This is a genomic window from Ruegeria sp. YTSC003 (assembly GCF_059609785.1).
In genome coordinates this window covers 1-20,772 of record NZ_JBXWMK010000024.1, presented here as the reverse complement: position 1 = coordinate 20,772, position 20,772 = coordinate 1, and the positions used below count along the sequence as shown (strand labels likewise).

The window sequence follows — 20,772 nt, the reverse complement described above, 5'->3', positions numbered from 1 at the left end:
TCTCGACTGAATACACCGGCTATCATTCACCGTCTGCATTCAAGCGCGTCAATAGTCAAAAGATTGCAACAGAACCAAATGACAGCCCTTTAACGAGATCATGCGGTTCTGTCGCAAAGATTTTGCGAGCAGAATATTTTCCCGATAGGCGACATGTGAGTACGCGAATGAGGATCAACACAGGGAAAAATTGGCCTCTAGTCGCTCAGTTTTGGCCATCAGTTCGGCTTCAAGCTGAATGTAAACAGAACAATTTCCTAATTTTTAACAGCCCCGAGAAAGTTTGCGACACAAGCACAAACACTCATACTACTCAAAAGGAAAGCAACCTCAATGCGCAGAATTTACGCAGAATGCGCACCATGTAGTACTTGATGGACTTCGATTTCTGCTTTTAACAAGCGGTACCCTTGGATACATGCACTTAGAAACCCTCTCATGTGAATACGTCTGGTTCGAGCTCCTCCCAGAAATCAAAGATCTTGGTGGCATTCAGCCCTGACCGCCATCCATGAGCTCTGAAATGTTCTCGGTCGAGGTCATTATCAAGGCCCGACAGAAAAAGCCGCTTATCCGCATCGCGCTGCGTTGGGTTTCGCCGCGAAACCAGATCCTCAACAATTGCCAATCGCCGCGCACGTTCGGTTCGCTCTGCAGTCCTTGCTTCGTATTCCTTGTCCTGCTGCTCTTGTTCGGCAATCCTGCGTTTTGCAGCTTCACCCGCTGATGGGTCTGGCACCATCGAAGTTTTCGTTTCTGGCACTTGATAGTTGTCCCGCAAGGCAGCAGACAGAAAACCAAGAGTAGACTTTACACCATCCCTGCCCTTGGCATATTCGAGCTTTTCCCGAACATAGTCTTCGCCATGTTCAGAAATCCATTGTCGCGCCAACCTGTCAGACACACCTTGCTGGCGCAGCGTCTTGTAGATTGTCAGATTGCGAACGCCATCTTCATCGTCAATCTCAAACATCGCTTTCTGCGGGTTGCCCTTTATCAGGAACCGAATATCTGTAACTGTACGTCCCTTTTTTTGGAACTCCGGCTCAATGAGAATATCAGAGCTTTTGTTAACTTCGGCGACGGCGGGCTTGATGATCTTGGCATTTAGGTGCTTGAAGCTGCCATAGTACTCGCTCCCGTCGACTCCCATTAGCTTTCTAAAGACGTCCAGCGCCCACCAACCCGTCGACCCTGTCCGGACAAATCGATAGCAGTTTTCATAAAGCGCCAAGCCGTGCCCTGAACTAAAATTTCTTTGAATCTGGACATTTATTAACGCGTAAATCTTTGGATCATAGAGTTTTTGCGCCAACGCCGGAGAATATGCGTATTCACAGATACCATTCTTCAGTTTGGCAAAACTCAACAAAGATGAGACACCCCATTCTTGGCGCCCCTGTTCGTCCAGCATATCCCATTCGGCAACCGTTTCAGCCAGAGCCCGCAAGCTTGCACGCAGAGTGTCAAAGTCGTTTGAATTATACCCAACCATCATCGCCAATGTTCTGGCATCAATTGTATGGGTCGGTGCAGACGTTAAAGCATCATAGGCATTCAACAATAATACGTTCGACAGCTTGCGTTGCAATAACGACAGCTTGCCACTGATGTGAATCGCGGCGACGTTCTTTTTTACTGTCTCACGGCGTAACGCGCCTGAGAGATTGTCCATGTCAACTTGTGTATCCGGCATGATTCTGCCTGGCTGCTCGTTTCCCTATTGTTTGCACAATAGGTACCTGAGTTGCAATCTTATTTGGGTGCCCAAATACAGGATTAGGTTTATCCCGTGGACGGGTACCTATTGGACGCGGCCCTGAGGTTATCCACAGAAACACACAAAATGGGATTCCCTCGAAGCAAAGAACAAGGATAATCTCGTTCCTTGAACCTTGTATTAGAGCCTTTTCCGCCCTGAATTTCACCATCCTGAGAATCGGCCCCCTATTTACCGTAACTTGACACTACAGAACCTGTGTTTGGGTACCTATGATCCCGTATTAGGGTCCCCTACACCCTGTAAACGGATACCCAATGTCGATTAACTACTTGATCATAAATATTTTTATTTTCGCAAAGATTCTAAATATTACAAATAAACTAAACGATTTGTTGCGTTCTTTTTCATTATTTCTTTGAGTTTCGCTGCGAAACCTGGTGGTCGCCTCAACTTCTGTGGAAAAAACGAAAAGGAAGGATAGCCTCTCACCCAAATGTTCGCTACATTCCACCATATACGCTGACAAGGCGAACATTACCTGAGGTATCGACAGTGAATAAGACTAACCAACCTCCCCTGCCCCCTTATCTTAACCTCGATCCAGAAAGCGCAGCGGCGAAGTTGCCAGATCCTATTGGAACTTCGCGATTCGCAAAAGCCGCCGCGTTCTGTGCAAAAGGACGTGAAGATTTAGCCCGGAGAGGCTATGCGCCCGACGGTGAAAAACGGTTACGTCGTTTCTCTATCTGGGAAATCACAAAGTACCTTATTCCTGTAGCGCCCGCTCACCTAAGGCGCGTTCTCAAAGCTAATGCAGAGCTTCCTCAAGGAGAAGGAGAAGCGGGGTCAAAGTGGTTTACTCTTGAAGAGGTTTTAATCCTTCGAAAACACTTTGCGGCAGAAGGTGTCAGCACCAAAGAATACTTGCCATATCGCCCGGAGGGCCTGCCTGCGAAAGTTGTATCGGTAGCAAATTTCAAAGGGGGGGTTGGCAAAACTTCAACTGCGGCTCACCTCGCTATGTCTGCCGCATTGGATGGGTACAAAGTTCTTGTAATTGATTTGGATAGCCAGGGATCAATGACGTCAATTCTTGGCGGAACAGTTGCGGACGAATGGCAAACAGTATTTCCGCTGATAGCCAAAGATTACGCAAGGGCTGTTCAAGAAGAAAACCGCGTCAGGCAGGTCGGCGGGCAGGCCGAAATCCCTTTAGATGAGACACTGCAAGAGGCGTTAAATACAACTCCAACCGATGTTATTCAGAAAACCCATTGGCCCAATATAGACCTTATTGGTGCCCAGCTGAATTTGTATTGGGCAGAGTTCCAGATTCCAGTGTGGCGTATGGGATTAAGAAGTTGGCCATTGTGGGATGGCCTCACCAATTTTCTCGAGAATGAGGGTGTTCTCAACGATTATGACGTCGTCTTCATTGATACACCTCCTGCACTTGGGTACCTAACAATCAACGCTTTGGCCGCGGCTGACATCCTTTTGGTACCGCTCGGAGCTTCGTTCCTGGAGTTTGATTCAACCGGCCGGTTCTTTGACATGCTCTATACGACGTTCGCAAGTATTGAAGATGGGGAAAACACCGCCCAACGAGCAGCCGGATTGCCAGAGTTGAAGTTCGAATGGGATGTCGTTCGGGCAATCATTACCCGATTTGATGCCAGCCAACAGACAGATATGGCGAACGTGATCCAAGCGTACTTTGGCGACTTCATGAACGCTTACCGACAGGATTTCACTGCTTTGGTCGGGCAGGCGGGTGAACAAGTGAACGGTATTTATGAGGCTGACTACCGAGATTTTAACCGCGAAACCTATGTCCGTGGACGTGAAACTTTTGATCGTACCTACGCGGAATTCAAAGAAGTTCTAATAGGTTGCTGGTGGCGCGATGCCCAATTGGGAGGAGATTCGAATGGCTAAACGTAGAAGGCTTGCTGTTCCAAATACAGCCGAGTTGGAAGAGTTGGAGGTGGGTTTCGCGGCGAAACCTTCGTTGAATCCGTTTGAGGGTTCGTCGTCCACACCACCAATTGCTCAGGTGGCGGCTGAAGCTGCGTCCCTAAGCGGAATGACATCTGTGACGGACCGCGTCGAGTTGGCAAAAGATCAAAGCGACGCCGCACGGTGGCGAGACGCTCAGGATGCCGGACTGGTGGCTGAAGTACTGCCTTTGGAATTGGTCGATGCCGAATATATTCGTCGAGATCGAATGGTCGAAGACGAAGAGGCTATGGCGGAACTTCTGGAGTCTTTGCAGACTAACGGGTTGCGCACACCCATTGAAGTCACTCGTGTCGGAGATGGCTTTGGTCTTATCTCGGGGTTCAGGCGCTTAGACGCATTTAGACGTTTGTCCAAAACTGATGATCGGTTTGCAACCATTCCAGCCTTCGTGAGGGATGCCGGTTCGGGGCAGGGGGCTTACGTATCCATGGTTGAGGAAAATGAACTCCGACTAAATCTTAGCCCATATGAGCGTGGACGTATCGCAGTTCTGGCTGTTGGACAGGGAATATTCGAGTCGACTGAGGCTGCAGTCGACGTACTATTTGCGACCGCCTCCAAAGCCAAGAGATCGAAAGTTCGAAGCTTTGCGATGATCCACGAGGCGCTCGGCGACTTACTGCAGCATCCTGTGGCGATTTCGGAAAAAGCGGGTTTGAAACTCGCGTCGGCGCTGAGAGGGGGGGGCCAGAGCAAACTTCGTCAAGCTCTTGCTGAAGCCGAAGTTATCGATCCAAAAACCGAATGGGATGCTCTGGAAGGTGCAATGAATTCGTCTCCTTCACCTACTGCCGAGAAAGCCCGTGGAGGGCGTCCGCAGCTAGTCAAGCCGTTGACACCGGTCAAGTTAGCTGGAGGGGGGGCAGTACAGGCCGAGCTGTCACCAGATGAAGTTCGCATTCGAGTACGGTTGCGGGGAGTGTCAGAGGAGGTTGCTCAAGAACTGGTAGAACAGATCGCGCGCCAACTAAGTTAGTCTGGTAGCTAAACCGTCGATATGGTTCTTTGTTGGCATCTATTGGCCTGATCAATACTGCGAAAACTGTGCAATTTTCCAGGCTTTGCCATAGTGCGCGTAATGGGCCAATAAAGAGCATTACGGTATTTCTGCCCGATTATCTTAAATGTTTCGCAAACTTTTGGAACAGCCAGAAGCGACGGTTTACTGGAGGATCTATTGCAGACTTTTGGCTCTTGACGAGGTGGGATGCTGCGGGTGAATGACTTTCGACCAATTGGGACCGAAAGCCATTCACGCGCGAAACCCCAGCGCGTCAAGAGCTAAATCTTTGCAGCAGAGCCCCCGAACCATCCACGATCTATGGAATGCCGTAGGTCGCGTTTGCGAGCTCTTCACTGACGAAGAATGCTGCAACTTCTCCACAGCCGCAGGATACGGGATAGATAAAACACAAACCGCTCTAATTGGCCGGGCTGCCGCACGGAAACGCAAAAAACGCCTCAACGGCTGGAAGGGTTTACTTTGGAGTGTTTCGAGCCGGGCACAATGCAGCTAAGTGCCGGTATCGATTCGGGCCATGAGACATCGCAGCATAGCGTGCAGGTCTTCTGGCAGGTCGGGCGCGCGGTAGTTGGCGCTGTCTCTATCAACCTGGCCCGACTGCTTTAGGTGCTTATCCAGCTGAGCGAGCGAGTCGCGTTGCGCCAGTTGACCGCAGATGCGCATTTCCGGCCGGATTTCGGGTTTTGGAGGTGCGGTTCCGCTGTTTTGCGCCGAGGTGCTGGAGGTAAAAAAAGGTGAGAGCGCCGCAAGGCCGGTCAGCAGAATATGCGTCATCTGAGTCATGGTAATATCGCCGTGTTGATGTTGTCGCTGTTGTCGTTCTCAATCAATTCCGCCTCGCCAGCCCGGACCAACGCGGTGTTCTTGACAAACGCAAAGGCCGGGGAACCTGTCGCGCCCGCGGCGGCAACACCCCAGAACCGAATGCTGCGCACCGATCCGGGGGCGATGTCGCCGATATCGAATTCCGCTGCGGATTCGGTTTGCGACAGGGTTTCGATCGAGATCAGCGACCCTGTCGGCGGCAGATCGAGCGGCAACGGAAGAAGCGCTGCTGCGCCATCCGCGTTCAGCAGGTTCAGGGCCATGGTGTCACTGACCCGGACATTGCCAGCAACCGCCGGTCCGGCATTGGCGACGTCAACCGTGTAGAGGATGAAATGGAGCAAACGGTCGCCGAACGGCCAGGTGAAATCCTCGGCCGATTTGGTGACCGAAAGGTCGACGCCCAAGCCGTGTTCAGAAATCTGCTCGACGTCGATCGAGTGGGCTCCGGTCACGTTGCCTTCAGGCCCCAGCGTCGCCGCGGAGTAAACCGCTGTGACGTCTAGTTGTTCGGTGCTCTGAACAACGACCCAACCTTCGTAATAGGTTTCGCCCGCGGGTGGTGCGCCACCGAGCGCATTCAGTTCCAGATCGGCGCAATCCGTCTTCAACGCCTGATCATAACCGAGCGTGTCCTCGCCAATCTCGTGAATCCGTCCCGGCCGCTGTTCAACCGGCGGAAACGCGAGTGCAAGCTTTTTGAAAACCAGCGCCTCGTTGCCGCCCGGATTGTGAATGTTGACGGTTGTCGCGTAGCGTCCCGGCACCAGACGCCCGTTCTCGGGGTCGGGCTGTGAGCCGCACACCACCTTGGCCGAATACTGCCAGGCGAATGGGCGAATATCGATCTCGAGCTCGTAATCGACCCCAGAGCCGTCCTCCGGGTCCGAAACCGCGACATAGAACCGACCCGGTGGCACGGTGAGCACGATTTCCTCGATCCCGCCCGGACCCCAGCCTGCGCGGTCAGGGTTGAGCATCTGTAGGCCCTCGTTCAGCAGATATACGTCAAGGTCTTCAAAAGCCTGAGCCGCCTCGAGCCGGATGAACACCCTGGCACGTGTTTCGCTCTGGAACCGGTAGATGTCCTCGACCGGATCGCCGCGCACTGCGACGGTGGGGGCCTCGACTACCGATATCGTGCCGGAAACGATGGTCGGTGGCGTCACGGCATGGTGCTCGGCAAGACCGTCATTTGGCTCTGCCTCGCCGACCGCACCCGAGGGTGTCGGCGGATTCAATTCAATGGTTTCGGGTATTGGCAGGATGTCGCCTAGCACCTGTCGACTGTGGAAAATGACATTCGTTTGCAGCATACCATCCAGTATCACGTTGCTGAACCCGATCGGCAGCCCGTCGTCGTTGCTCAGGCTCGGTCCGTCCATCAGCTGAAAATGCAGATGTGGCCCGCTGCTGTTACCGGAATTGCCGACCATGCCGATCACGTCACCTTGTTCGACACTGCAGACCTGCCCCATTCCGCAGGATCCGATCATTCCGAAATTCGCAGGAATGGAGCCCGGGATCATGTGGTAGTAGTTCGAGACCGTTCCGTTCGAATGCTGGATCGAGATGAAATTCCCGGGCGCCGGGACACTCGCCAGGCGTGGACCCGGGCGCGGGTTGCTCGGCTGGCTATTGTCGAGGCCGACGATGTCGCCATCGGCGATCGCGATCACCGGCTGGCCCCAGATGTAACTGTCGGTGTTTTGCAGGTTGTCGATACCCTCGCACGCATCGTCGAGGGGGCGGGACAGGTTTCCGTCGGCATCCGTGACGCCGATATCATAGGCGTATCGCTGGTTGTTGGTCGCGCTTGGGTTGTTCAGGCTATTTACGAAATGCCGGTGATGGGTTTCGATGTCGCCAAAGCGAAGCTCATGCGCAACATTGATCCGGTAGCTCAGAACCGGCGGATCGGGCGCAGTCTCGTCATCGCCGTCGTCATTGTCGTCAAGCGCCGCACAGGCGTCGTCATCGGGAAGCGAGACAAACAGTTGCGGCGGCGAAAGCGGGAAGACGTAGGTCGATCCGTCGGTGAACGGAACCGGTGCGAATGTCGGCGTGGGAATCTCGTTGAACGAAAGCGTCCATTCCTCACCTGTGTCGACTTCGCGCACGTCAAGCTCGACATCCACGCTAGCGGGCGGGTCGCCCGCAAAGGGCAACAACCGGTCGTCATCCGCCAGCGCCTCGTCGGGGAAGGCAACGATGACGCGGGTTGCTGGCGGGATCTGTGTGGCGTTGGAATCCAGCAGACCATCCTCCCTCAGCCGCATCAATGCAAAATTCCCCTCGCCCGAAGCGCTGGTGGCGCAGCCGCCCAAAACCACGCGGTTGCCTGATGCGATCGCGACCGACGTGGATCGCGTGCCGGTCTGGTCAAGCGTGTCCGGATGTTCCAGTGCGACAATGCCGTTCTGGTTGAAATCCTGGTCCAGGTCGCCATCATCGAGCAGACGGACGGCCGCGAACATGTCAGAGGTGAATATGGAGACAACGATCCTGTCCTCCGCATCGATCGCAACATCGCCCGCGCCGACGAGGCCGGGAAATCCAAAATCCCTCACCACGATTCCCGTGCCGGCTTCAGCCGGGGCAAGCGCGTCGTCAAGTTCGCCGGAGGATGTCATTCGAACGATGGCGGCCTGGGCCGAGATGCCCGGGCCCGGTGACACGGTGCCGACGGTGACGATCCGGTCGTCACCGTCAATGGCCATAGCCAAGGGCGCGGCCCGGTCGACCCCTGGAAAGGCGACATCGACTCGGCCTGCCGTGCCGAAATCCTCGTCGAGAATGCCGTCGGACAGAAACCGCGCGACGAACCATGTCCGGTCTTCGAGTTCGTCGTCTTCATCGACAATCAGTTGCTGCAGCGGACCGAACCAGCCGGCGACGTAAATGCGATCCTCGTCGTCCAATGCGACAGTGCTGTATGTCGAAACCATGTCGTCGGGCAGGAAATCCTCGACCATGATCTCGGCATCATTTGCACTGATGATGCCAAGCGTCGCCCGTGGCCGGTCCTCGACTTCGATGGAGCCGACGGCGATCATGCTGCCTGACAGCAAAGCGAGATCGGCTATTCTGCCGTTGTCCGTCTCGGGAAACAGAATCTGAGCGCCGAAAAACGGCTCTACAGCGCCATTCGTATCGATCCGCATGACGGACCACCACGACAGCAGGTCGTCATCGGACGGAACATCCAGCAGCCACGCCTCGCCGCCAGCCCAGATATTGCCTAGAGCATCGACCGCTATAGCGTTCACGCCATGTCTGATCGTCCCGTTTTCAACGATCGGATTTGCGATCGACAACGCTTCCAACCCGTTGGCCGAGAAGGCATCGTCATTGTCTCCGTCCTCGGTATAGCGCGACAAAAGCGATCCGTTCGGCAGAGCGGACGGCGATGCGAATGGGATGAGCGGCTCGCCGCCATCGTCGACGAATAGCGTCGAATTGGTCCCTGACCCTCCGGCGTAGAGTAGACCATTGGAGTCTATCACGATGTCCGCAACGCATTGATCGCCGAATGAGCCGAAATCGTCGAGCCGTCCACCGGTTTCATCAAATGCCGGAGGCAGGGCCGCTCCGGCTGTGTCGGTCCGGCTGAGTACCGCAAAGGACAGGTCGCGCTGTCCCACGGTCGCGGTTCCCAGTTCCATGCCATCGGCATCCCTGTAGGTGACACGCGCCTCGAGCATCTCAATGGCTTCGGTGCCGCTGGTGAAGTCGAGGTCGAAATTCAGCCAGTTGCCATCGTCATAGGGCTCCCAAGTCCCCATGAAGTTTGCGGGAAAGGCGTTGTTCAGTGGCTGGGCACGCATCGTTGTTTCCGAGATGCCGGACGCCATTGGCGCGTCAACATCCTGGCCGGAAGCGGTAGACGTCACGATGCCCGATAAAAGCGTGATCCCAATAGCAAAACGAAGTCTGTGCTTAAAACGATCTTGGTCCATAGCAATAAACCTGTTCGAAATTAAGGGCGCAATACTACCATAAAATGTATCTTTTTGCACGCGTCACGCCTTAACGCGACTCTGGGTGTGTAAAGTGCCTGTCATTAAATGAAGTGGTCCGATTGAGTTGACAGCGTTCGGATTGGCCTCGCTCATTGATTGCCCGTGGTGCTGCGCGATCGATTGAGGTCCGTTTCGACGGGCTGCGACTGCAGCGTCGCGCGCGGGGGTTGAGTGACCTCGGTGGGTGGCTCCTGCATTGCAAGAGTTTATTGGCGATGTTTGCGGGTGTTTTTGTCAGTACTCTCGTCTGTCCGGCCTATTTGCGTGGCGGCATTGTCGCCACTGACCTGATGAATTCCGCGAGCGAGGGTCCAATCGGGTTATCGACCACTGAGGGTCGCTGCCATTCCCGGAGATTCCTTGCTTTTGGTTCACTTTTTTTCGCATCATCACTTCAACGTTTTGCATCTCGTGGACAGTCGACGCGATTAGAACGCAGGCTGCCGGTATTCCTGTTTTTTTGTGAGCATCGCCCAGATGTCCGGCGCGGCCTTGTTGGGCATGGCAATTGTTGCCAGTCGGAACGGTTTGTCTGCGATGATCTTTGCTGTCCACAAATCGACCTTCTCTGGCGAACGTTTCGCCATCACAGCATGCGATGTCATGCCTACGACCAACAGCTTGCGAATGTAGCGATCACCTTGCTTCGTGATCTTGCCCAGACGTTCCTTGCCACCGCTGGATTTGTTAAGTGGGGTCAGTCCGAGCCAAGCCGCCAGATCGCGCCCGGTCCGGAACTGTTTAGCATCGCCAATCGTAGCGACAATCGTTGAAGCCGTGATCGGGCCGATACCAGGCATACGCATCAATCTACGCGCATCTGCATTCAGAAGGGCATGTTGCTGGATCATCTTAGAATAGCCAACGATGCGTTCGTTCAGGCCGAAAAACTGATAGCACTGGATACCGAGCACGTCGTTGGCGATCTCCGGCATTTCTGGATGGTCGCCATCAAGGTGACGCTTTGCAAAAGCCGTCACTGCTTCGATCCTAATGGGCAAGATATGCCCAAACTCACGCAAAAGGCTGCGATCATGTTGGCCAGTTGGGTGCGCTGCCGGACGGTCAGATCTCGAGTCCGATGGATTGAGAGAATGGCTTGCCGCTCTTCCGTCTTGATCTCGACAAATCGCATGGTTGGTCCACGGACCGCTTCACAGATCGCCTCAGCATCAACGGCGTCGTTCTTGCCGCGCTTCATATAGGGTTTGACGTATCCGGCCAGCATGAGCTTCACGTCGTGCCCTAATTTTCGCAGCTGGCGACCCCAGTGATGAGACGAGCCGCAGGCTTCTATCCCGACCCTGCAGGGTGGAAGCGTCTCAAAGAAGCGGAGCAGCTTTGCGCGTTTGATGGCTTTGTTGAAAATCACTCGGCCGTTCTCTGAAACGCCGTGAACTTGAAAAACATCCTTGGCCAGATCCAGGCCTCCAGTCTTTTCTGTCCTTGGGTCGCTCCTTTTCTAGCAGTCGATGACATCTACACTTTGGCATATTCGATGTTGGTGGAGCAGGAGCCACCCACCTCATCCGGTTTGGGCCGCTGCCAATCTCAGTGCGCGGGTTTGAATATGGCCGTTGAATTGGGTCAGTGCACTCCGTTTTGCAACCCTTCCAGGAAGGCTCGAGCAAGTGGGTTTTCCTTTTCCCTTGCGGACTGCAGAATACCAGCCGGTGTTGTGGAAGTCAGGTTCTTTGAGCCTATTCGACGCATCTGAAGTGATACCTCAAAAGGCTGCCCAAGGTGAGATGGCAAGAACCCGACGAAAGCGCCTGAGAGGATCAGATGCGCAATGGCTTCTTCGGAGTGGCCGAAGGCTGCCGGGCCATTGGTGGTGATCTCGCCCCAAGGTCCTGACACGCGCGCATATGCCTAGGTTCTGGACCCATAAATTTGTTGCCACTATCTCGGCTGCGTGAGTCAAGCCCCGGAGTTGCAGGGGTACTTCATGAGCAATCTATTCTGGCTGACAGACCAACAGATGGAGCGTCTTCGGCCTTACTTTTCAAAGAGCCATGGTAAGTCGTGGGTTGACGATCGGATTGTGTTTGGCGCCATTATTTTCATCAATTGCAATGGGTTGCGCTGGTCCGATGCGCCTCGTGAATATGGCCCGCCAAAGACGCTATATAACCCTTGGAAGCGGTGGAGAAATATGGGCGTGTTTGCTCGGATCATGGCCGGACTGGCAGCGGAGGGGACCGATCACAAGACCAACATGATTGACGCGACCGACCTCAAAGCGCAGCGCACGGCCTCCAGCCTGCGGTTGAAAAACAGGGTCGCGGCAGGCTGATCGGGCGAGCCAAAGGCGGCATGAACACGAAGCTGCATGCTGTTACCGATAGTCTCGGACGTCCGATACGCTACTTCCTTTCCGCTGGCAAATCAGCGATTTCACGGGCGCCAGGGCTCTGGTGAACAGCCTGCCATCGCTGATTGGTTACTGGGTGATCGCGGCTATGATGCGGACGGGTTTCGCGAAGCCCTAATAACAAAGGCCTAAAGCCCTGCATCCCGGTCCGGAAATCACGCGACAAGCCCGCCTGGTACAACAAACGCTGCTACAAACTACGAAATAGAATTGAAATCATGTTTGGTCGCTTGACGGACGGAATCTTTTGCACACCCAAGGTGGTGGTTGAAGCGATCCCGTTGGAACTGACGTCAGGCGGTCGTCTCAGTTGTTGTGCTCGACACTCAGGAAAACCAGTGTGCGCTTCTCTTGGCTCTTGTCTTTAATGGCAACCCGATAGACACGAATTCCAGCGTCCAATTCTCTAAGCACATAGCTGTCTGGGTGATTGACCTGCCTATCAATCGGAGCAGTCGTACCGTCTCGGCAGCGCGCCACTTCAGCCCATGTGTCGTGGAAGTAGCTTGTGGCCTCATCGCTTCTGAACTGAAATTCCCAATAACACGAAACGCCGCGTGAATTGCCCAAGCCGTCAAATGGCAGGCATACGGACCCAACAGGTGCAATCCCGGTGTCATCATAGCTTTCAAGTGCAGAAATTTGTGCGCATTCAGCAGCCAGTCCAATGGTCGGTTGAATGAACACAACCGTCACAAGTGAAAGCCAAAAACACAACGAGACACTATTATGAGGTTCGATATCGGACGCTGGAGCGGGGCACACAGAACTCTTGTTGCCATTCAGTTTTAGCACGGCAAACAACTGCATACGTTGCGCCCGGACGGGAGAATCCCTGTGACCAAGATCTTTGTTAAAGAGTCGTCATTCTGCTGCATCAGGAACATCAACAATTGAATAGTTGCCCTTCACGCGTTCCTTTGTCGGGTCAAAATGCGGGAAAGGCACGACTTTGGCTTTTAGGCGCTTTTGCTGGCCGTCCAGTTGCCCGATTTCAATGTCAGCTCCGACGACGGCATGAGTGACAGAAACCCGGCCTAACGCAATGACCTTGCCAAGAATGGGTGATTTCATCGCGCTGGTAATCTCTCCAACCTGCGCCTTTCCAACACGTACACAGTCGCCGGGCGAGGGGACCGTACCTCCCTCAACCTCGAAGCCGACCAGTTTGCGATGAGGATGGGTCTTGCGTTCTTCAATCGCTATCCGCCCGATAAAATCGTCGGGCTTTGATTTCAGTGGAACGGTGAAGCCGATGCCAGCCTCGAAGGGATCGGTTTGATCGTCGAATTCGGACCCGGCAAAGATCAAGCCACCTTCGATCCGCACCATATCCAGTGCCGCAAGCCCAAGCGGAGCGATGCCATATTCCTGGCCAACCTCCCAGACGCGATCAAATATCTCAACGGCATCTTTGGGATGACAGAAGATTTCATATCCCAGCTCACCTGAATATCCGGTCCGGGAAATTACCACAGATGTCCCCTGCACATCACCAACCCGGGCCACGGTCAGCCGGAACCATGGTAATTCTTCGATCGTCGGTTGTTGGGGCGGTGTCCAGAAGATTTTGGAAAGGATGTCACGACTGTACCGCCCTTGAACTGCGATGTTATGCAATTGATCAGTCGAGTTGCGCACCCAAACATTCATATTGCGTTTGAGCGCCTGTTCCTGCAGCCACAAACCGCTCGTGTCATTCCCGCCAATCCAGCGGAAGTTTGTTTCACCCAATCGATATACCGTACCATCGTCGATCATACCGCCGTGCTCATAGCACATGGCCGTATACACGACCTGACCAACGCTTAGCTTTTTTATGTTGCGGGTCACGCACAGCTGCATCAGGTCCTCTGCGTCGGGGCCGACAACTTCGTATTTTCGTAATGGGCTCAGGTCCATGACCGCGACCTTGTCCCGGCAGGCCCAGTATTCGGCAATCGCGCCGTGATTGGTCATCGTATTTGGCAACCAATAGCCGTTGTATTCGATGAAATCACGGGTGTGCCGTGCAAAGCAGTCGTGAAATGCAGTTTTCTTGGTTTCTTCCACGTCCGCCTCCGCAGATTTTCTATAGCCATAGGATCGTTTGAAATCCTCGGTCGCCTTGTAGGTTCGCACCTGAATATCGGTAGGATTCCAGCCATTGGCCGGATCGATGTCGCAGGGACAACCGGTGCTGACGCAGACCAGATCTGTCAGCGCGCGAAGCAGGACGAAGTCACCGGGGCGCGACCAGGGGTCGTCCATTCCGATGGCATTGGTGTCGTCCAGCATTGTGTTGAAAAAGAAGTTGATCGCGGGCCAACCACCACGCGGCTTGATGCCGTACTGGTCCAAATCCTTGTTGATATTGTCCGAGCAGTTCACGTGGCCGGGGTAACCGAGATCTTCGTAATACCGCGCCGTACAGGCAAGGCCAAACGTGTCATGACGCCCGCAGGTATCCTGAACGATCTCTATCAGTGGCTCCTGATCTACCGACCAGTATTTCGAAAAAATTCCCGGTTTTGGGTACAAGCTGCCCATTAGGCTGCGCGTTGTTGTCGGATCAATCTCGCGTTCGATCCCCTGATCCAGCGCTCGGAGGCTGAAGGCCTGAAAATCCGAGCACTCACGCCCGCGAATATCGACAATCTGGATGAACTCGCCGGCCTTGACCTCGTACGAGTGGGCGTTGCCCGGCTGAATATTGAAGTCCTTGAGCGGATCGGCCAGCGGTTCGGGTGGTCCAACATCGGGCTTTGCCAAACCGGGTGCAGATCGCTGGATGTACAAAATGATATCCGTGGGAGGGTTGTTATCTTCGGGGCGCATCGCCTTGCCGGGTGCAGCCACGATCAGAAGGCCATCACTTTCAGCGACGAAATGCACCATGTCGCCAGGGCGCGACCCGTCCATGAACGCTCGGATTGCGTCACCTTTTCCAATGTCAAATCCGGCAACTTCCAAAGCGCGTAGCACTTTCTTGCCGGACGGCGATCCATTGGCCAGCGTCGCAATCAATCCCTCCGGTCGCCCGTGCCCCTGCGCGCCAAGCATGGCCGCATCGGAACTCCGGTCAGGGGCAAAGAAGACCATCTCGGCCGGTTGCATCCCGTCGCGGTCCAGCAAGGTTATCGTATCGCCTTTGGAGACCGGAACAGCGCGGGACCCCATTCCGGGGACCGGGTGGCGTTCCGTTCCATGTGGCAGGATCGGAAGGCCGGGGGCCAGAACTCCGCTGCGTTCGAACGGGACCTCAAATACAGGTTTTACGTTCATCTCCGAAACTCCGGTTAATCCAGCCCCAAAGCGCGCTTGCGCTTCTCGGCCCAGCTGCTGATTGCCATGTCAAATGTCAGTGCCATCAGCGACACGTTCAGACCCAGCACAAAGTTCTTGCCCAATTCGGTGCCTGCCAGTGTTCGTTGCAGTTCCTGCCCCAGATCCTGCGTGCCGATGAAGGCGGCAATGATAACCATGAAGAAGGCGAACATGATTGCCTGATTGAACCCGACGGCCATTGTCGGCAGTGCCAACGGAAATTGTACCGACATCAGCTTTTGCCGACGGGTAGAGCCGGACATATCAGCAGCCTCGGTCATTTCCGGCGGTACGCTGCTGAGACCAATAATCGTGTAACGGATCAGCGGCACGGCGGCGAAGATCAGGATTGAGAATACAACTGCCACATCATTGACCCCAAACAGCATGATTGCGGGGATCAGGTAGATGAAGCTTGGGAAGGTTTGCGCGGTGTCGCAGGCCAGCAGGATGCTCTTGGACCAGCGGTTGGATCGGGCTGCAACAACGCCCAAGGGGATACCGATCATAGTCGCCAGCGCGACTGCCGAAATCACAGTATAGAGCGTGATGACCGACCGATCCCACCAGCCCGAGAAAGCGACAATCGAAAAAAAGATCGCGGCGTAGATGCCGGGTTTTCGGCCACCGACCCAATAGGCAAAGGATACAACCAGCAGGATGAAAGCGGGAGTTGGAATGGCGAGTAGCGTGTTCCGGAACGGGATCAATACCTTGACGTTCAGGAACCAACGCAGCCATTCGGTCGTGCCCTTGATCACATCGATGGCCAGAATCGATTTGATCACCACGTCGATTTCCTTGCCCTGGCTGAGATGCTGCTTCCGACCAATTTCTGCGAGGATCGGGAACACCTGTGCCAGCAGAGTAAACCCAACAAACAGACCCAGCGCGACCAGCGAAATCTGATGCCGTTTCCACCACGGAGTTCCGCGTTCGAAGTGCACCGGCTGCTTGACGACCCAGGCCTTTGACATCCGATCCAGTGTGACGGCCAAAAGAACAATGGTGACACCAATCTCGAAAGAACGGCCCAGTTTAAAACTACCCATCATTGCCAACAGTTTCGCGCCAAGACCGGGCATTCCGATAAAGGCGGTCAAAACAACCATCGCAAGACACAGCATGATCACTTGGTTAACGCCAACCAGAACCTCGGTGCGTGCAGCCGGAACATAAACATGGCGCAGCATCTGCCAGCGTGTGCACCCGGACATTTGGCCGGCTTCAATCACTTCGGGGCTGACCTTTTTTAGGCCCAAAGTGGTCATCAGAATCATCGGTGGAATGGCAAAGGTAATTGTTGCGACGGCCCCAGCTGTCGGTCCGACCTTAAAGAAGATCACTGCTGGCAAGAGATACGTAAAGAAGGGCAGGGTTTGCAGCACGGACAGGATGGGTTTCAGCATCCGTTCGAACCAGCCGTATTTCCAGGCGGCGATGCCCAGAACCAAGCCCAGAAGAAATGCCAGAGGTGCCGCGACTACGATGACAGACATCGTTTGCATGGCGATCTTCCACTGCCCGATTGCCGCGGTCCAGATGAAGGTTCCGGCGCCCAACGCGGCGAGCCTCCAGCCACCTACGGCATAGCCGACAACAGCAGCCACAGCGGCGATTGCGGACCATGGGATTGGGCCCAGATAGGGCCAGCGCCGCTTGCCCTCTAGCAGGTTCGCAGACGTATCCAGCAAAAACTCCAACGGGCCTTCTGCAATAAAGCGAGTGACATAAATCAGGCCCAGGTCGTTTTGAATGAAGTTAAAGACAGTATCCAGAATTTGCGCCGTTGGCGGTATTGCGGCTTCAGGAATTCGGTTCAGCCATTCAGGCAGAATTCCCACGGCCTTGGCAAGGATTAGCGCAAAGGCCGTGACAAGCAGTGCCGTAAGGACTTTGGTCCGTCCAAACGTTCTGTCGGATGTGTCCGGTATTTCGGTGGACAGCGTCGCCATCATTCGGCTCCAAGCAGAACGTTCAACGCGGTGTTGCGGTCCAGAACGCCTGTTACAACGCCTTTGTCATTCGCGACCGGTAAAAGGATCCTGTCGTCGTTGACCAATACGCGCGCCAGTTCATGGATGGTTGAGGCACCATTGATCGGGGCGCCTTCCAGCTCATGACCGTTTACGGGTTTTGCAAGCCCTTTCGCGTGCACGACTCGGGCTTTGTCGATGTCCTCGGTAAACTTGGCCACGTATTCGGTGGCGGGGTTCATCACGATCTGGTCCGGGGTGTCGCATTGCTCGACCGCACCGTTGCGCATGATGGCAATCCGGTCGGCGAGGCGCAGCGCCTCGTCAAAGTCATGCGTGATGAAGACGATGGTTTTGCCCAACATCTCTTGCAGACGCAGGAATTCATCCTGCATTTCACGGCGGATCAGCGGATCAAGCGCCGAAAATGGTTCATCAAGAAACCAAATATCCGGTTCGATAGCTAAGGATCGGGCGATACCGACCCGTTGCTGTTGACCGCCACTTAGTTCGCGCGGGAAGTATTCTTCGCGGCCTTCAAGGCCAACCAGTTTGATGACTTCCAGCGCGCGTTCGCGCCGGTCGTGGCGATCCTGTCCACGCATTTCCAACGGGAAGGCCACGTTGTCCAAAACCGTGCGATGCGGCAGCAATCCGAAGGACTGAAACACCATACCCATCTTGTTGCGGCGCAGTTCAATCAGCTCGCGTTCGCTCAGGCTCATGATATCCTGACCGTCCACCTCAATCGTTCCGCCTGTGATGTCGTGCAGGCGTGAGAAGCACCGTACCAGTGTCGACTTACCCGATCCCGACAGCCCCATGATGACCAGCATCTCTCCCTGGTCCACTTCGATCGAGACATCCTTGACCCCGGCGATGTACCCATCCGCCCGAATCTCATCAAAGCTGCGACCCGCAGGCATGGATTTCAGATAGCTCTCTGGCGAGGGCCCAAACAGTTTCCAGACATTTTTGGCTGAGATGACGGGCGCGGTGGCTGACATGGCTGCCTTTCTTTCTTGTTAAGCGCGGCCTTGCATCGATGTGATAGACAAGGCCGCGCCAGTTTCGGTTGTGTAACCGGATTATGCGCCGCAGGCGCTGATCCAGGGATCAACAACGTCGCGATTGGCGTCCAGCCATTCCTCGGCCGCTTCTTCCGGCTCAAGCTCATCCGTGTCGACCAGCTTCGCCATCTCAGCAATCTGCGGGTTGGTGAAGGAAATCTCGGTCAGGGCGCAATACGCGGCCGGCCACTTATCTTTCATGCCATCCCAAGCTGCCTTTTTCAGGTAACCCTCGGCAGGGTTGCCACAATCATACAGCGCTTCCGGATTGGGACCCTTAGCTGGATCCTTGTCGCACCCATCTTCCCATGCCGGGAACTCAACGAACTCACCTGGCCAAACAGCTTCGGCGAAGTTTGGCGTCCAGTTAAAGACCAAAACCGGCGTTTTGTCGGCCTCTGCCGCGCCAATCTCGGCCCAAAGGGCTGCGGCTGAACCCGCGTTAATCACTGTAAAGTTCAGATCCAGTGCTTCGGCGCGTTCTTTACCATGCTTCAACCAGTCGACCGGCCCATCCAGATACCGGCCCTTGTCGCCGGTTTCGGCTGTGGCGAACAGGTGCGCACAGTCGTTCAGTGCCTGCCAGTCAGGCAGGCCCGGGCAGGATTCCTTGGTCCACATCGGATACCACCAATCCTCGCGCGTGACCGCATCATGATCGCCCGCATCATGCAGACCACCTTTTTCCAGTGCCGCGCGGTAGGATGCACCAAAGGCACCTTCCCAGACTTCCATCTCCAGCGCGACATCGCCCAAACGTACGGATTCATAGACGGCCTGGCTGTCAGTGGTGACATATTCGACATTGTTGCCCATCTCTTCGAAGATCAGGCCGACAACATTCGACATCACGATCTGGCTGGACCAGTTGTGAATGGGGATTACGATCGGGTCGCTGCTGTCTTCGGCAGCCGCGCCAGTTCCCGCTACTGCTGCCAAGGTTGCAGCAGAAAGTAGGTTTGTAAGTTTCATGTTTGCTCCCTGAGTGACATTCATTTTTGAGTTGAGGACTCTTCCGGCCCTGAATTCATGCATTCTGCCCAAGATCGTCTAATGCGCAGAACAGAAATTTGAGGGGCTTTGGCCATAATTTCTTGAGGCTAATCCGACTTTTTGCTATCTTAACAAACAGTTGCCTGATCCGATGCAGACAGATGCGGGCAAATGTTCTTGATCGTGCCCTCGTCCAGTTCGGGAAAAGGTCCCCAAATGCCAAAAAAAGCGCCAGTCACCGGGAAAGTCTTGCCGCCGCTGGACTATTTGTTGGCATTTGAGGCAGCTGCCAAGGCGCAGAGTTTTGCGCAAGCCAGCAAGGTTCTGAACATCTCAGAGACCGCAATCAGCCGCAAAGTGCGCTTACTGGAACAGCATTATGACGTGCCCTTGTTTGTACGGGGGCATCGTTCTGTTTCCCTTACTCAGCAGGGTGCCATCCTGTTGGCAACCGTGGAAAAATCACTGGACCTGATGCGGGATGTCAGCCGCGACATGCTGGCCAAGCATCAGGCCAATACGGTTTCGATTTCGGCGACCAATTCTGTTGCGTCTCTTTGGCTGATGCCGCAACTTCGCAAGTTCAACAAATCCAATGGCCGTATCCGCATCTCTTTGGTGTCTTCTGACAGTGACGCGGAATGTCTGTCAGATTCTATGGACCTTACCATTCTGCGAGGGGATGGCGACTGGCCGGGGTACGAGGCAAAGCTTCTGTTCGGAGAAACCGTTTTTCCGGTTTGCAGCCCCGAGTACCTAAAAAGCAATCCCAATGCGGCGGAACTTTCTGCGCTACCGGAACTTGACCTCATTGAGGTCACCAGCGGCCATGCAGAATGGATGACATGGCGTGCATGGTTCAGCGGCAATGGTGTATCGACGTCATCAATGGAACAGGCTGTCGCGTTCAACACCTACCCATTGTCAGTACAAGCAGCGGTTGATGGGTTGGGAATTGCATTGGGTTGGGCCCATCTTGTTGACCCATTGCTGGAAAGCGGCGCTTTGGTCAGGCCAGTCCAGGACGCATCGGTGCGAACGGAGTCAGGATACTACCTATTGAAAAGACCTTTCAACAGTGCTTTTCCAGAGCAATTAATTGTCGAAGATTGGCTGCTGAGTCTCAGCGCAGGTCGAAAAAGATACGCTTGATTTGGGTCGTTGACGACTGGGCATTGATGGTGAGTTTGGCAGCGGGCTATTTGGCTACTACAACTCGCATATTGACCCAAGGGAATATTTATTTACCTTAAAGAAAAAACGAATCTGAGACGGTGCGCCACCGTCTCCGGACAAGGTGTTGTCAGACTTTTCCAACCGGGGGTTTTGCCCAATGAGCTATAAATCGGACATTGAAATTGCGCGCGAGGCGCAGAAGAAGCCTATTCAGGAAATCGGCGCTAAGATTGGCATCGATTCTGCTGATCTGCTGCCCTA

11 protein-coding genes and 2 pseudogenes are annotated in these 20,772 nt (G+C 54.6%); 4 read left to right on the top strand and 9 right to left on the bottom strand.

Translation table 11 applies throughout. The annotated features are described in order from the left end of the window. Window positions 1–436: 436 nt before the first annotated feature. Window positions 437–1,696, bottom strand: a complete 1,260-nt coding sequence (locus AC2FFH_RS22540; RefSeq protein WP_496770522.1) for a replication initiation protein — start codon at window positions 1,694–1,696, stop codon at window positions 437–439. A gap of 579 nt (window positions 1,697–2,275) precedes the next feature. On the opposite strand from AC2FFH_RS22540, the gene AC2FFH_RS22535 reads away from it, so the two are divergent. Together AC2FFH_RS22535 and AC2FFH_RS22530 are read left to right on the top strand one after the other, a co-directional pair. Then, entirely contained in the window at window positions 2,276–3,661 is a 1,386-nt protein-coding gene (locus tag AC2FFH_RS22535) for an AAA family ATPase (RefSeq protein WP_496727466.1), read from the top strand. Continuing rightward, complete coding sequence (locus tag AC2FFH_RS22530) at window positions 3,654–4,721, top strand: ParB/RepB/Spo0J family partition protein (RefSeq protein WP_496845376.1); 1,068 nt, start codon at window positions 3,654–3,656, stop codon at window positions 4,719–4,721. The genes AC2FFH_RS22535 and AC2FFH_RS22530 overlap by 8 nt, the downstream gene beginning before the upstream one ends. Window positions 4,722–5,258: 537 nt before the next feature. On the opposite strand, the gene AC2FFH_RS22525 is transcribed toward AC2FFH_RS22530, so the two are convergent. The 3 genes and pseudogenes from AC2FFH_RS22525 to AC2FFH_RS22515 all read right to left on the bottom strand — a co-directional run bounded on the left by AC2FFH_RS22525 (window position 5,259) and on the right by AC2FFH_RS22515 (window position 11,042). Next, complete coding sequence (locus tag AC2FFH_RS22525; RefSeq protein WP_496742064.1) at window positions 5,259–5,552, bottom strand: hypothetical protein; 294 nt, start codon at window positions 5,550–5,552, stop codon at window positions 5,259–5,261. After that, on the bottom strand, window positions 5,549–9,487 hold the full coding sequence (locus AC2FFH_RS22520) for a peptidoglycan DD-metalloendopeptidase family protein (RefSeq protein ID WP_496845375.1): 3,939 nt from the start codon (window positions 9,485–9,487) through the stop codon (window positions 5,549–5,551). The genes AC2FFH_RS22525 and AC2FFH_RS22520 overlap by 4 nt, the downstream gene beginning before the upstream one ends. A 557-nt stretch (window positions 9,488–10,044) precedes the next feature. Further along, a pseudogene (locus AC2FFH_RS22515) lies at window positions 10,045–11,042 on the bottom strand (IS110 family RNA-guided transposase). A 522-nt stretch (window positions 11,043–11,564) separates the two neighbouring features. Between AC2FFH_RS22515 and AC2FFH_RS22510 the strand changes: the two are divergent. Continuing rightward, a pseudogene (locus AC2FFH_RS22510) lies at window positions 11,565–12,358 on the top strand (IS5 family transposase). On the opposite strand, the gene AC2FFH_RS22505 reads toward AC2FFH_RS22510, so the two are convergent. The 5 genes from AC2FFH_RS22505 to AC2FFH_RS22485 all read right to left on the bottom strand — a co-directional run bounded on the left by AC2FFH_RS22505 (window position 12,297) and on the right by AC2FFH_RS22485 (window position 19,314). Continuing rightward, window positions 12,297–12,800, bottom strand: coding sequence for a hypothetical protein (locus tag AC2FFH_RS22505; protein WP_496845374.1), 504 nt, complete (start codon window positions 12,798–12,800; stop codon window positions 12,297–12,299). The pseudogene AC2FFH_RS22510 and the gene AC2FFH_RS22505 overlap by 62 nt on opposite strands. 54 nt (window positions 12,801–12,854) lie before the next feature. Further along, window positions 12,855–15,254, bottom strand: a complete 2,400-nt coding sequence (locus AC2FFH_RS22500; RefSeq protein ID WP_496845373.1) for a trimethylamine N-oxide demethylase — start codon at window positions 15,252–15,254, stop codon at window positions 12,855–12,857. Between the two features lie 14 nt (window positions 15,255–15,268). Next, the gene (locus tag AC2FFH_RS22495; RefSeq protein ID WP_496770534.1) at window positions 15,269–17,251 is read right to left on the bottom strand and encodes an ABC transporter permease; all 1,983 of its coding nucleotides are present in this window, start codon (window positions 17,249–17,251) and stop codon (window positions 15,269–15,271) included. Then, entirely contained in the window at window positions 17,251–18,279 is a 1,029-nt protein-coding gene (locus tag AC2FFH_RS22490) for a quaternary amine ABC transporter ATP-binding protein (protein WP_496770537.1), read from the bottom strand. Before AC2FFH_RS22490 ends, AC2FFH_RS22495 begins: the two co-directional genes overlap by 1 nt. Before the next feature lie 81 nt (window positions 18,280–18,360). Next, window positions 18,361–19,314, bottom strand: a complete 954-nt coding sequence (locus AC2FFH_RS22485) for an ABC transporter substrate-binding protein (RefSeq protein WP_496770539.1) — start codon at window positions 19,312–19,314, stop codon at window positions 18,361–18,363. Between the two features lie 237 nt (window positions 19,315–19,551). Here AC2FFH_RS22485 and AC2FFH_RS22480 point away from each other — a divergent pair, with 237 nt between their 5' ends. After that, window positions 19,552–20,487 (top strand): LysR substrate-binding domain-containing protein, encoded by a 936-nt coding sequence (locus AC2FFH_RS22480; RefSeq protein WP_496727475.1) that lies wholly within the window; start codon window positions 19,552–19,554, stop codon window positions 20,485–20,487. The last annotated feature ends 285 nt before the right edge of the window (window positions 20,488–20,772 follow it).